At 74.5% G+C, this 12,878-nt stretch carries 10 protein-coding genes; 5 read left to right on the forward strand and 5 right to left on the reverse strand.

Annotated elements, in window-relative coordinates:
• Positions 1 to 242: 242 nt before the first annotated feature.
• Genes hemQ through hemE form a run of 3 tightly spaced genes read right to left on the reverse strand, consistent with a single transcriptional unit; the run spans position 243 to position 3,453 of the window.
• A complete protein-coding gene (gene hemQ / locus ACGFIR_RS10405) occupies positions 243 to 944 on the reverse strand; it encodes a hydrogen peroxide-dependent heme synthase (RefSeq protein WP_393004032.1) in 702 nt (233 codons plus the stop codon).
• Positions 941 to 2,350: a protoporphyrinogen oxidase gene (gene hemG / locus ACGFIR_RS10410; RefSeq protein WP_393144410.1), complete on the reverse strand. Its 1,410-nt coding sequence runs from the start codon at positions 2,348 to 2,350 to the stop codon at positions 941 to 943. The genes hemQ and hemG overlap by 4 nt, the downstream gene beginning before the upstream one ends.
• A gap of 5 nt (positions 2,351 to 2,355) precedes the next feature.
• Positions 2,356 to 3,453, reverse strand: coding sequence for a uroporphyrinogen decarboxylase (gene hemE, locus ACGFIR_RS10415; RefSeq protein WP_393144412.1), 1,098 nt, complete (start codon positions 3,451 to 3,453; stop codon positions 2,356 to 2,358).
• Between the two features lie 213 nt (positions 3,454 to 3,666).
• Between hemE and ACGFIR_RS10420 the strand changes: the two genes are divergently transcribed.
• Positions 3,667 to 4,239 (forward strand): DUF3000 domain-containing protein, encoded by a 573-nt coding sequence (locus ACGFIR_RS10420; protein ID WP_393004038.1) that lies wholly within the window; start codon positions 3,667 to 3,669, stop codon positions 4,237 to 4,239.
• A 17-nt stretch (positions 4,240 to 4,256) separates the two neighbouring features.
• On the opposite strand, the gene ACGFIR_RS10425 is transcribed toward ACGFIR_RS10420, so the two are convergent.
• Together ACGFIR_RS10425 and ACGFIR_RS10430 are read right to left on the reverse strand one after the other, a co-directional pair.
• A complete protein-coding gene (locus ACGFIR_RS10425; RefSeq protein ID WP_393144414.1) occupies positions 4,257 to 5,084 on the reverse strand; it encodes a hypothetical protein in 828 nt (275 codons plus the stop codon).
• A gap of 77 nt (positions 5,085 to 5,161) precedes the next feature.
• A complete protein-coding gene (locus tag ACGFIR_RS10430; protein ID WP_393144416.1) occupies positions 5,162 to 6,379 on the reverse strand; it encodes a trypsin-like peptidase domain-containing protein in 1,218 nt (405 codons plus the stop codon).
• Positions 6,380 to 6,582: 203 nt separating this feature from the next.
• Here ACGFIR_RS10430 and ACGFIR_RS10435 point away from each other — a divergent pair, with 203 nt between their 5' ends.
• The 4 genes from ACGFIR_RS10435 (at position 6,583) to ACGFIR_RS10450 (ending at position 12,668) form a co-directional block, all read left to right on the forward strand.
• On the forward strand, positions 6,583 to 7,911 hold the full coding sequence (locus ACGFIR_RS10435) for a ribonuclease D (protein WP_393144418.1): 1,329 nt from the start codon (positions 6,583 to 6,585) through the stop codon (positions 7,909 to 7,911).
• A gap of 259 nt (positions 7,912 to 8,170) precedes the next feature.
• Positions 8,171 to 9,367 (forward strand): thiolase family protein, encoded by a 1,197-nt coding sequence (locus tag ACGFIR_RS10440; protein ID WP_393004046.1) that lies wholly within the window; start codon positions 8,171 to 8,173, stop codon positions 9,365 to 9,367.
• A gap of 55 nt (positions 9,368 to 9,422) precedes the next feature.
• Positions 9,423 to 11,492, forward strand: a complete 2,070-nt coding sequence (locus tag ACGFIR_RS10445; protein ID WP_393144420.1) for a 3-hydroxyacyl-CoA dehydrogenase NAD-binding domain-containing protein — start codon at positions 9,423 to 9,425, stop codon at positions 11,490 to 11,492.
• Positions 11,493 to 11,705: 213 nt separating this feature from the next.
• The gene (locus ACGFIR_RS10450; protein WP_393144422.1) at positions 11,706 to 12,668 is read left to right on the forward strand and encodes a hypothetical protein; all 963 of its coding nucleotides are present in this window, start codon (positions 11,706 to 11,708) and stop codon (positions 12,666 to 12,668) included.
• Positions 12,669 to 12,878 lie beyond the last annotated feature (210 nt).

Genomic DNA, 12,878 nt, shown 5'->3' on the forward strand with positions numbered 1-12,878 from the left:
GGCCGGGGTCGCGTCCCACTCCCTCCGGGACGCGACCCCGGCCGGCTCGCGCATCAGCACCCGCACGTCGCTGTCGAGCTGCCCCACCCGTGCGACCACCGCGGGCACGCCACCGCCCCACCGTGAGAGCGCCCCGGGCGCGCCGCCGCCCCGCCCCACGGGGCAGCTCGACAGGACCGGAACGCCAACCACCGCCGCCCCCGCTCGCCCGCCCGGTCGCGCGGGCCGGTCGCGCGGGCCGGTCAGACGAGGCCGTTGACGAGGTCGGCGACCGGACGGCGGCGGCCGGTGTAGAACGGGATCTCCTCCCGGACGTGCCGCCGGGCGCCGGAGCCTCGCAGGTCGCGCATCAGGTCGACGATCCGGTGCAGCTCGTCGGCCTCGAACGCGAGCATCCACTCGTAGTCGCCGAGCGCGAACGAGGCGACCGTGTTGGCCCGCACGTCCGGGTAGCCGCGGGCCATCTTGCCGTGCTCGGCGAGCAGCTCGCGCCGCTCGGCGTCCGGCAGCAGATACCACTCGTACGAGCGGACGAACGGGTAGACGCAGACGTACGCGCGCGCCTCCTCGCCGGCGAGGAAAGCCGGGATGTGGCTCTTGTTGAACTCCGCCGGCCGGTGCAGCGCCATCTGCGACCACACGGGCGTGAGCGCCCGGCCCAGGGTGGTACGCCGGAACCGCAGGTACGCGTCCTGGAGCGCGTCGCTGGAGGCGGAGTGCCACCAGATCATCAGGTCGGCGTCGGCGCGCAGCCCCGAGACGTCGTACGTGCCGCGGACGACCACGTCCTTGCCGGCCAGCTCCGCGAAGAGGGCCTCGACCTCACCGGTGACGTTCTCGCGCAGTGACGGGAGCGGGCTGGTCGCCCGGTACACCGACCACATCGTGTAGCGGATGCTGTCGTTGAGTTCCCGCAGCCGGGCCGCGTTGGTCTGCTCGGTCATGTCCCCGATCCTCCCAGTGCTGTGATGATCTCCTCGGCCGCCGTCTCGCCGGAGCGGACGCAGACCGGGATCCCGACGCCGTCGTACCCGGCGCCGGCCAGGACCAGCGTCGGGTGGCTCGCCCGCAGGGCCGCCCGCGCGGCGGCCACCCGGTCGGAGTGGCCCGGGGTGTACTGCGGCAGCGACCCGCCCCAGCGCTGCACGTGGCCGGCGACCGGCGCGGGCAACGGTACGCCGAGCACGGCCGACAGCTCCCGGTGCACGGTGGCCGCCAGGTCCTCGTCGGTGCGCTGCACCTGCCGTTCCTCGCCGTAGCGGCCCACGGAGGCGCGGACGAGTGCCAGCCCGTCGGCGCGGCGCAGGTGGCCCCACTTTGTGGTGAAGAAGGTCGACGCCTTGATCAGCAGGCCCTCGGTGCTCGGCACCAGGAAGCCGGACAGCTCCGGCAGTTCCGGCTCGGGCAGCGCCAGGGTGACCAGCGCGACGCTGGCGTAGTCCAGCCCGCCGACGCCCTCGGCCACCTGCGGCGCCGGGCCGGCGAGCAGCCGGGCCGCCGGGCGGGCCGGCACGGCCAGCACCACGGCGTCGACGTCGACCAGCTCCGGATCCCGGGTGGGGCCGACGGTCAACCGCCACCCGGCCCCGGTGGGGGCCAGCTCGCGGACCGCCGCGTCCCGCCGGATCGTCGCCCCGCTGGCCGCCGCCGCGGCCTCGACCAGGGTGCTGAGCCCGCCGGCCAGGGTGCCGAAGACCGGCGCCCCGGGCGCGCGGGGGGCCGCCGCCTGCGCGGCGCGGACCGCGCCCACCAGGGTGTGCTCCACCCGGGCGGCCCGGGCCAGCGCCGGCATCGTCGTCGCCAGGGAGAGATCGTCGGCCCGGCCCGCGTAGACGCCGCCGAGCATCGGGTCGACCAGCCGGTCCACCACCTCGTCGCCGAACCGGGCCCGCACCAGCGCGCCGACGGAGACGTCCTCGTCCGGGCCGAGCAGCGGGCGGCCGGCGTCGACGTCGGCGTCCGCCGCCGGGCGCGCGACCGTGGCCACGCGCTCCAGATCCCCGGGTACGCCGACCAGCGTGCCGCCCGGGATCGGGCGCAGCCCACCGTCGACGGCGAGCGCGGCCTGCCCGACGGTGGGGTGCACGATCCGCTCGCCGAGGCCGAGCCGGCGGACCAGGGCCACGGCGGCGGACTCGCAACCGGCCGGGTCGCGCATCAGGAACGACTCCGCGCCGAACTCCACCGCCGAGCCGGCCAGCTCACCGGTGCGCAGCTTGCCGCCGAGCCGGCCGGACTGCTCGTACACGGTGATCTCGGTGCCGGCGGGGGCCCGGTCCCGCAACCGGACCGCGGCGGCCAGCCCGGCGATCCCGCCGCCGACCACCGCCACCCGCCACGGCGCCCGCATGCCGCTCAGCTCCGGTCGGCCGGCTCGGCGGACAGCTCGTGCACCAGGGCGACCACCCGGGTCAGCACATCGGGGTCGGTCTCCGGCAGCACCCCGTGCCCCAGGTTGAACACGTGCCCGGGGGCGGACCGACCCTGCTCCAGGATCCGCCGCACCTCGCTCTCGACGACCGGCCACGGCGCGAACAGCACGCACGGGTCCAGGTTGCCCTGCACCGCCCGGTCCGGCCCGATCCGCCGGGTCGCCACGTCCAGCGGCGTACGCCAGTCGACGCCCACCACGTCGGCGCCGGCCTCGCCCATCGCGCCGAGCAGCTCGCCGGTGCCCACCCCGAAGTGGATCCGGGGCACCCCCGCGTCGGCCAGCCCGGCCAGCACGCCCGCCGAGTGCGGCAGCACGAACCGGCGGTAGTCGGCCTCCGACAGCGCCCCGGCCCACGAGTCGAAGAGCTGCACCGCGGAGACGCCGGCGGCCACCTGGACCCGCAGGAACGCCAGCGTCACCTCGGCCAGCCGGCCGCAGAGCGCGTGCCACAGCTCCGGCTGGCCGTACATGAGGGCCTTGGTCTTCGCGTGGGTACGCGACGGGCCCCCCTCGACCAGGTAGCTGGCCAGGGTGAACGGCGCTCCCGCGAAGCCGATCAGCGGGGTCTCGCCCAGCTCGGCGACGAGCATCCGCACGGCCTCGTCCACGTAGGAGACGTCGTCGCGGGTGATCGGGCGGATCCGGTCCACGTCGGCGAGGGTGCGTACGGGCTCAGCGACCACCGGGCCGGTGCCGGGCACGATGTCCAGGTCCACCCCGGCGGCGGCGACCGGCACCACGATGTCGCTGAACAGGATCGCGGCGTCCACCCCGTGCCGGCGTACCGGTTGGAGCGTGATCTCGGTGACCAGCTCGGGACGGCGGCAGGACTCCAGCATCGCCACGTTGGCCCTGATCGCGCGGTACTCCGGCAGCGAGCGGCCGGCCTGACGCATGAACCAGACGGGGGTGTGCGGGCCGGGCTGGCGCCGGCAGGCCCGGACGAAGGGCGAGTCGGCCGGTCCGCCGGGGCGGGGGTCTTCGTCTCGGGCGTCGGCGCCCGTCGTGGTAGTGGTCATCGCGGCCATCGTGCCACGCGCGACGCGTTCGGCAACGGGCAGCTTCACCATTTGTGATCCCGGTCGGCCGGCGGGGCGCCCCGGCGTCGCGGCACGGGTCCGCCCGCTGCGGGCGCCCGCGGACGCCGTCCGGGGGCGGTGGCACCGCCGCGACGTGGGCGGCATCGGCGCGCCTCTCGGGCGGGCGACCGGCCGGCGGCATAGGCTGCCGGCATGGCCCCCCCGATCGCGCTCCCGGAGACCTTCGCCCGCGCGGTCACGGGGCTGCGGTCCGCGGCGCCCCGGTCGGAGATCCTGTTGGAGGAGGTCGGCGCGCCGCAGCGACTCGCCCCGTACGCCTTCGCGCTCTCCGCCGTCGTCCTGCGCGACGGCGACGAGGTGGCCTCCGGGCGGCTGATCCTGCTGCACGACCCCGCCGGCCACGAGGCGTGGCAGGGCACGCTGCGGCTGGTCACCTACGTGACGGCGGAGCTGGAGGCCGACCTGGCCGCCGACCCGCTGCTGCCCGGGGTGGGCTGGACGTGGCTGACGGACGCCCTGGACGCGCAGGACGCGGGGCACCGGGCGCTCGGCGGCACGATCACCCAGACCATGTCGACGCGGTTCGGTGACCTGGCCGGGCCGCCCGCGGCCGGCGACATCGAGATCCGCGCCTCCTGGACGCCGGTCGACGACGGCCTCGGCCCGCACCTGCTGGCCTGGTGCGCGCTGCTGGCCTCCACCGCCGGGCTGCCCCCGCCCGGGGTGACCGCGCTGCCGGAACGTCGCCCCGCCGGCGCGGCCTGACCCCGAGGCGGGTCACCTCACAGATACTTCTCGGCCTCGTTGCAGACCTTGTCCATGCCCTGGATGGCCTTGTCGTAGGCCGCCTTGTTGCCGTTCGCCGCCGCGGCGAGCGCGGTGGTGAGCTTGTCGAGGCAGTTGGCGATGACCTTCTTCTGCCGGGCCTGCTCGTCCCGGTCGTTGCGGGTGCCGGTGAGGTCCTGCTCGGTGTCGCCGAGCTTGTCCCGGACCGCCTGGAGGTCGGTCTTGAGCTTCTCGATCTCCTTGCCGTTCGCCGCGATGGTGCCGTCGCGCTGGCTGACCTCGCTGGCCATCTTCTTCTCGGTGCGGTCCAGTTCGTTGCTGGTCGACACGAACAGGCCCGTCATCACCCCGCCGAGGACGAAGAGCAGCCCGGCCACGACCGCCAGGACCAGCACCTTGTAGCTCTTGCCGGGGCCGGCGGGCGCGGGGGCGCCGAAGGGCGGGGCGGAGCCGGGCGGGGTGGACATCGGCTGCCCGTACGCCGGCCCGGAGGACGGGGGCACGGACATCGGCTGCCCGTACGCCGGCCCGCCGGAGAACTGGCCGGCGGTGCCGGGCGAGGCGACACCGGGGGCGTAGCCGGGCGACGCCGGCGGTGCGGACTGCGGGTAGCCGCCCGGCCCGGCCGGCGGCGCGGACTGGGGGTGACCGGCGGACGGGGCCGGGTTGTACTGCTGCGGGGCGGCGTACTGCTGGCCGGCGTCCGGCTGTTCGGGCGTGTACTGGCGCGGGCTGCCGTACGTGGTGCCGCCCGCCGGCGGCTGACCGGGCGCGGCCGGCGGGTACGGCGGGTAGCCCTCCGGCCCGGTCGGTGGCTGGGACATGTCGTTCTTCCTCCACGTGTGCTGGTCCGGGCGGCAGGCCCGCCGGGCCAAGGGGGGTGGGCTGGGCGCTGACGGGGTCAGCAGATCTTGAAACCGTCGCAGGCGACCTTGATCGGTACGGCGAGACCGATCCCCTCGGCGTTGCGGGCCTTGGCGGTGGCGATGCCGACGACCTGCTTGCTGCCGTTGATGACCGGGCCGCCGGAGTTGCCGGGGTTGATCGGGGCGTCGAACTGGATGACCGGGCCCTCGCCGCCGCCGGCCTCGCGGAACGCGCTCACCACGCCGGTGGTGACGCTGTCCTCCAGGCCGAGCGGGGCGCCGACGACCACGATCTGCTGCCCGGACTTCACCGGAGCGGACGCGGCGATCAGGCCGGTGAACTTGCCGTTGGTGCGCAGGTGGGCGACGTCGTTCGCCTCGTCGACCCGGACGATGGTGGCCGGGAAGCGCTGGTCGGTGCGCTCCAGGAAGACCTCCCGCTCGCCGGTCTGCCAGAGCGCGTCGACCACGTGGTAGTTGGTGAACAGGTTGGTGCCCCCGCCCGCCGCCGGCTTGCCGATCGCGAACGCGGTGCCGGTCGAGTTGCCGGCGCGGACCCGGAACACGCTGGGCAGCACCGCGCTGGCGACGGCCTCGGGGTTGAAGGCGGCGCCGGCCTGCTTCTCCAGCGCCTCCGCCCGGGACTCCAGGCCGTCGAGCCGGGTGCCGTCGGCCGCCTGCGCCGCCGCGACCTTGCCGTCGGTGGCCGCCAGTCGGTTCGACAGCCGGTTGATCTGGTACGCCTGCACGCCCGTCACCACGGCCAGCAGGCCGGCGAGCACGAGCGCGGTGACGGTGAGCCCGCGCCCCTTCGTCGCCGGGGCGGGCCCGGCGGCGGGGTACGGCTGTCCCGGCCCGGGGACCGGGGCGTGGTGCTGGCCGGGCGGCACCGACCCGGACGCGGGCGGCCAGGCGGGCCCCGGCGGGTTCCCGGCCGACGACGGCGTGCTCCCGGCCGGGGACGGGCCCGGGGGTGTCGACGGCGTGCTGCCGGGCCCCCAGCCGCCGGCCTTGGGTGCGGCGGCCGGGGCCGGCGGACCGGCCGGGGCCGCGCCCCACTGGCCGGGTTGCGCCGGCGGCGACCAGGCGGGGCGGGGAGAGGGGGCGACCGGCGCCTGCCCGGGGGTGCCCGGAGGCAGGTACGCGGGGGCGGTCGGCTCGATCCGGGGCGGCAGTGGCCCGGGCCGGGCCGTTCCCGGCGGGAACCCGCCGTCGCCCGATCCCGTGTCCGCCGACCCGTAGCCAGCAGTCATTCGCCTTGCCTCCCCGTAGACGCCCCGCTCCGTTTCGGACATGATGCCCTAGCCGTGCAATGGCTCGATGGACCGTACCTGCGCCAACGGGCTTTGTCTTCCCCTATGTCCGACCGCCGGAGGGCCACCCGGGCCGACCGGCCGGCCGACACACACCGGACCGGCTTCACCCACCGCGTCGCGTCGCGCACTAGGGTTGTCAGGTGACCGACGAACCACCCCTGCGCCGTCGGCCCGCCGAAAGCCGTACGGGAAACGATGCGCACCACTCGCCGTCGGCCCGACCGGAACCGGAGGCCGCGGGGACCGAACCGACCACCGACGGGCCCGTACCGCTGACCGCCCCGCGTGAGGGCACACCTCAGCCGGCGGCCACGCCCAGCGAGCTGGACGACGTCGTGGCCCGCTTCGCCGCCGGCACCGGCCCCGTCGCCCTGGACGCCGAACGCGCCTCGGGCTACCGCTACAGCCAGCGCGCCTACCTGGTCCAGCTACGCCGGGCCGGTTCCGGCACGGCGCTGATCGACCCGCTGCCGCTGCCCGACCTGAGCGCCCTCGACACGGTGATCGGCGAGGCCGAGTGGGTGCTCCACGCGGCCAGCCAGGATCTGCCCTGCCTGGCCGAGCTGGGGCTGCGCCCGCGTCGGCTGTTCGACACCGAACTGGCCGCCCGGCTGGCCGGATTCGAGCGGGTCGGTCTGGCCGCGCTGACCGAGCAGCTACTCGGGTTCAGCCTCGAGAAGCACCACTCGGCGGCCGACTGGTCGAGCCGGCCGCTGCCGGAGTCCTGGCTGACCTACGCCGCGCTCGACGTGGAGATGCTGGTCGACCTGCGCGACGCGCTCGACGAGGAGTTGGGCCGGCAGGGCAAGTCCGCGTGGGCGGCGGAGGAGTTCGCGGCGCTGGTGCAGACCGGCGCCCGCCCGCCGCGGGTGCGGGCCGAGCCGTGGCGGCGCACCTCGGGCATCCACCGCGTACGCGGGGCGCGGGCCCAGGCCCGCGTCCGTTCCCTCTGGTACGCGCGGGACCAGATCGCCGCCCGGCGGGACGCCGCCCCGGGTCGGGTGCTGCCGGACTCGGCCATCGTCGCGGCGGCGGAGCTGGATCCGAAGGACGAGAAGACCCTGCTCACCCTGCCCGGCTTCGGCGGGCGCTCGGTGCGCCGGCTGGCCCGCACGTGGCTGGCCGCGCTGGACGACGCGCGTCAGCTGCCCGACGACGCGCTGCCGGTCACCCCGACGGTCGAGGGTCCCCCGCCGCCGCACCGCTGGGCCGAACGGGACCCGGTGGCGGCGGCCCGGCTGGCCCGCTGCCGCGAGGTGGTGGTCCGCATCGCGGGCGCACACCGCCTGCCGCCGGAGAACCTGGTCGCCCCCGACTCGATCCGCCGCCTGGCCTGGGCGCCCCCGCAGGAGGTGACGGAGGCGACCGTCGCGGAGGCCCTGCGCGGCCTGCACGCCCGCGAGTGGCAGATCACCCTCCTCCTCCCCACCCTGACGGACGCCCTGGCCGCCCCACCCCCAACCCCCTGACCCACCCCCTCTCCACCCCGCCCTCCCCGTTGATCGAGAAGTTGTTGTCGCCCCGTCCGGCGTGTCGGAGCAACAACTCCATGATCGACGGGGGCGGCGCTGGCACGGTGGTGTGGGGTGGGCCACAGCAGAGTGGGTGCGAGCAGTGGTTACTGGCGAGTAGCATCCGGGGGAACACGCCCGTGCCGGCGACCTTCGTTCGGTCTGTGGCGCCGCCCCGTCGGCGCGCGACCGAAACGTGGTCGAAGAGGAGGCTCAAGTGCCCCGTGAAGTTCGGGATGTCGTCTTCGTCGACGGCGTCCGTACCCCGTTCGGCAAGGCGGGTGGCATGTACGCCAACACCCGCGCCGACGACCTGGTGATCCGCTGCATCCGCGAGCTGCTGCGCCGTAACCCGCAGCTGCCGCCGGAGCGGGTCGAGGAGGTCGCGATCGCCGCCACCACCCAGATCGGCGACCAGGGCCTGACCATCGGCCGGACCGCCGCCCTGCTGGCCGGCCTGCCCAAGACCGTCCCCGGCTTCGCGATCGACCGGATGTGCGCCGGCGCCATGACCGCGGTGACCACCGTCGCCAGCGGCATCGCCATGGGCGCCTACGACGTCGCCATCGCCGGTGGCGTCGAGCACATGGGCCGCCACCCGATGGGCGAGGGCGTCGACCCCAACCCGCGGATCGTCGCCGAGAAGCTCGTCGACCCGTCCGCGCTGGTCATGGGCGCGACCGCGGAGAACCTGCACGACCGCGTCCCGCACATCACCAAGGCGCGCACCGACGCGTTCGCGCTCGCGTCGCAGCAGAAGACCGCCAAGGCGTACGCCAACGGCAAGCTCCAGGACGACCTGGTGCCGGTGGCCGTACGCGACGAGGAGAACGCCTGGGGCATGGCCACGGTCGACGAGGCCCCCCGGGACACCTCCTTGGAGAAGCTCGCCACCCTGAAGACCCCGTTCCGCCCGCACGGCAAGGTCACCGCGGGCAACGCGGCCGGCCTGAACGACGGCGCCACAGCGAGCCTGCTCGCCTCCGAGGACGTCGCCCGCGAGCTGGGCCTGCCGGTCGCCATGCGGCTGGTGTCGTTCGGCTTCGTCGGCGTGGAGCCCGAGGTGATGGGCGTCGGCCCGATCCCGTCGACCGAGAAGGCGCTGCGCCTGGCTGGCCTGACCATCGACGACATCGGCCTGTTCGAGCTGAACGAGGCGTTCGCCGTGCAGGTGCTCGCGTTCCTCGACCACTTCGGCATCGCCGACGACGACCCGCGGGTCAACCCGTGGGGCGGCGCGATCGCCATCGGCCACCCGCTCGCCTCCTCGGGCGTACGGCTGATGACCCAGCTCGCCCGGCAGTTCGCCGAGCACCCCGAGGTCCGCTACGGCCTCACGGCCATGTGCATCGGCATCGGCATGGGCGGCACCGTGATCTGGGAGAACCCCCACTGGGAGGGTGGAGACAAGTGAGCGCGAGGAATGAGCCGGGCTTGCGAGTCCCGCAGTCGCGAACGGAGAAGGCACAGTGAGCGCGCTCGCCGCAACGAACGAGGTCGTCACCAGGGCGCTGCTGCGCCAGGTGAACGTACCGGGGCTGGACCGACCGGCCGCCCTGATCACCCTGGACAACGGCTTCGACCACACCAAGCCGAACAGCTTCGGCCCGGGCGGCCTGACCAGCCTCGACGAGGCGATCACCGCCGCCCTGGCCGCGAAGCCTGCGTTCATCGCGGTCACCGGCAAGCCGTACGTCTTCTGCGTGGGCGCGGACATCACCAGCCTCCCGCAGCTCGCCGACCGTGAGCAGGCCCTGGAGATCGGCCGGCTCGGGCACCGGGTCTTCGCCCGGCTCCGGGACAGCGAGATCCCGACCTTCGCCTTCGTCAACGGCGCGGCGATGGGCGGCGGTCTGGAGCTGGCCCTGCACTGCCACTACCGGACGCTCTCCGGCGGCGCGGCGGCGCTGGCCCTGCCCGAGGTCTCCCTCGGCCTGATCCCCGGCTGGGGCGGCACCCAGCTGCTGCCGAACCTGATCGGCATCCCGGCGGCGACGCAGGTGATCATCCAGAACCCGCTGATGCAGAACAAGATGCTCAAGCCGAAGCAGGCCGCCGAGATGGGCATCGCGGACGTGCTGCTGGAGCCGGCCGACTTCCTGGAGCGGTCCCTGGAGTGGGCCGCCGGCGTCGTGCGGGGCGAGGTCACCGTGACCCGGCCCGAGGTCGACAGGGACATGTGGGCGGGCGTGCTCTACTTCGCCCGGCAGACCCTCGACCAGCGGCTGCACGGCGCGGTCCCGGCCGCGTACAAGGCGCTGGACCTGCTGGAGACGGCGAAGGACGCCGACTTCGCCACCGGCACCGCCGCCGAGGACGAGGCCCTCGCGGACCTGGTCTTCTCCGAGGAGCTGCGCAGCGGCCTCTACGCGTTCGACCTGGTGCAGCGGCGGGCCAAGCGGCCGGCCGGCGCGCCGGACAAGGGCCTGGCCCGCCCGGTCACCAAGGTGGGCATCGTCGGCGCCGGCCTGATGGCCAGCCAGCTCGCCCTGCTCTTCGCCCGCCGCCTCCAGGTGCCGGTCGTCATGACCGACCTGGACCAGGCGCGCGTCGACAAGGGTGTCGGCTACGTGCACACCCAGATCGAGAAGGCCGTCAGCAAGGGCCGGATGGACAAGGGCACGGCCGCCAAGCTGTACGGCCTGGTCAGCGGCTCTGTCGACAAGGGCGTCTTCGCCGACGCCGACTTCGTCATCGAGGCCGTCTTCGAAGACCTGGCCGTGAAGAAGCAGGTCTGGGCCGAGCTGGAGAAGATCGTCAAGCCGGAGGCGGTGCTGGCCACCAACACCTCCTCCCTGTCGATCACGGCCATGGCCGAGGAGCTGGAGCACCCCGAGCGGGTGGTCGGCTTCCACTTCTTCAACCCGGTCGCGGTGCTGCCGCTGCTGGAGATCGTCCGGGGGGAGCGGACGGACGACGCCACGCTCGCCACCGCGTTCGCGGTCGGCAAGCAGCTGAAGAAGTCGAGCGTGCTGGTCTCCGACGCCCCGGCGTTCGTGGTCAACCGGTTGCTCACCCGCTTCCTGGGCACCGTCTTCGCGGCCGTCGACGCCGGCACCCCGCTGGACGTGGCTGACAGCGCGCTGGACCCGCTGGGTCTGCCGATGCGCCCGCTCGCCCTGCTCCAGCTCGTCGGGCCGGCCGTCGCGTACCACGTGGGCGGCACCCTGCACGCCGCGTTCCCGGACCGCTTCGGCGTGAGCGAGAACCTCAAGCGGATCGCCGACTCCGGTCAGCCGATCGTCGTCGACGACCAGATCAACGACGAGGTGGCGAAGCTGCTCGTGGTCGGCGACCAGCCACTGACCGCCGAGCAGGTGCGCCAGAACGCGCTCGACGCGCTGGCGCAGGAGATCCGGCTGATGCTCGACGAGGGCGTCGTCGCCGAGGCGCAGGACATCGACCTGTGCATGCTCCTCGGCGCGGGTTGGCCGTTCCACCTGGGCGGCATCACGCCGTACCTGGACCGGACCGGCACCTCGGAGCGGGTCACGGGCCGCCGGTTCCTGCCGCACGGGGTGGCGAGCCTCCCCGCCTGACAGCGGCAAGGAAGGGCACCTTCTCGACGCCATGCGTCAGGAAGGTGCCCTTCCTCGCGCACCGCCCCCGCGTTCGCGGTGGTTGCCCCGTCCAGCTTGGATGGTGGTAGCCACCGCGTTCGTCGTTGCGGCCGGTACGGTCGAGAGCGGGACAGCGGTACCGTGCCGTGGCTGGCTACGATCACCCGTTCGCCCCCTCGCCTGGAGCTGATCATGTCCTCACCGCCGGTCGATCCCTGGTCCGGGCAGCCGGAGCACGAGCCGCACTACGACTACCCCCCGCCGCGCCCGGAGAGCTACCCGGCGCCGCCGGCAGGTGGCTGGGCGCCCCCGCCGGGCGGTCAGCCGGCGTACGACGGCAACTGGCCCACCACCCCGACGCCCGGCCCCGCGCCCACGCAGCCCTATCCCCACCAGCCGTACGGCGGGTATCCCGCCGCGCCCCAGGCCGGGTTCCCCACCAGCCCGTACGCCGGCTACCCGCCACCCGCTCCCCACCCGGGCCAGCCCGCGCGGTCGAACCAGCTGGTGCTGACCCTGAGCCTGGTCGGGCTGCTGGTGCTCTGCCTCGGCGGGGGTGGCATCACCTACCTCGCCTACGAAGGCCGAGACGACCCCGACCCCCGGCCCACCCCGACGGTCGCCACGACCACGCCGCCGGCCACGCCGAGCGCCGACCCGTCGTCCGACGCCCCGTCCCCCACGCCCAGTTCCGCCCCGCGGATCCGGGTCGTCACGCCGGAGACCCTCGGCGGGCGCGCGAAGAGCACCGAGCCGGCCCTGCGCAAGGCCACCGACGACATGGTCCGCGAGCTGCGGTCCTCGGTGAGCAGCGAGTCCAGCGTCGCCGGGGCCTTCTACGGCAGCGCCAAGGATCGGGACATGGTCATGGTGATCGCTGCCAGCAGTTTCGTGCTCAATCCCGAACGGGAGCTCGACGACACGGTCAAGGGCCTGTCGAAGAACCTGGCGGTGCAGCGGTTGACCGCCATCGCCCCGGGACCGCAGGGCGGCGTGGCCAAGTGCGGCGACGGCGAGTCCGCCGGCGTGCCGCTGGGCGTCTGCGCGTGGGCCGATCACGGCAGCGTCGGGCTCATCGTGTTGTTCTTCTCCTCCTCGGCCGCCGCCGCGGCGGAGTTCGTCGCCCTCCGCGCGGAGATCGAGAAGGAATACTGACCGTACGCGGGTGGGGCCCGTCGCCGGCGGGGTGACGGGCCCCTGCCGCGTCAGCTCCCGGCGTCAGCCGCCACGACGGCGGCCCGCTCGACCTCGTTGGTTCCGGCTCCGACCGGTTGGTTCGAGGCGGATGTGCACCCGGTTCATGATCGTCTTGACCTCAGCGTTTTACAGGAAGAATCGGGCACCTGCCCGGGGTGCACGGAGGCA

Origin of the sequence: Micromonospora sp. NPDC049051 (genome assembly GCF_043197575.1) — a bacterium.
In the GTDB taxonomy this organism is placed as follows: domain Bacteria; phylum Actinomycetota; class Actinomycetes; order Mycobacteriales; family Micromonosporaceae; genus Micromonospora.

Bases quoted from the DNA above. Each gene is read 5' to 3' on its own strand.
- hemQ (WP_393004032.1), bottom strand. From the start codon at position 944: ATGACCGAGCAGACCAACGCGGCCCGGCTGCGGGAACTCAACGACAGC.
- hemG (WP_393144410.1), bottom strand. From the start codon at position 2,350: ATGCGGGCGCCGTGGCGGGTGGCGGTGGTCGGCGGCGGGATCGCCGGG.
- hemE (WP_393144412.1), bottom strand. From the start codon at position 3,453: ATGACCACTACCACGACGGGCGCCGACGCCCGAGACGAAGACCCCCGC.
- ACGFIR_RS10420 (WP_393004038.1), top strand. From the start codon at position 3,667: ATGGCCCCCCCGATCGCGCTCCCGGAGACCTTCGCCCGCGCGGTCACG.
- ACGFIR_RS10425 (WP_393144414.1), bottom strand. From the start codon at position 5,084: ATGTCCCAGCCACCGACCGGGCCGGAGGGCTACCCGCCGTACCCGCCG.
- ACGFIR_RS10430 (WP_393144416.1), bottom strand. From the start codon at position 6,379: ATGACTGCTGGCTACGGGTCGGCGGACACGGGATCGGGCGACGGCGGG.
- ACGFIR_RS10450 (WP_393144422.1), top strand. From the start codon at position 11,706: ATGTCCTCACCGCCGGTCGATCCCTGGTCCGGGCAGCCGGAGCACGAG.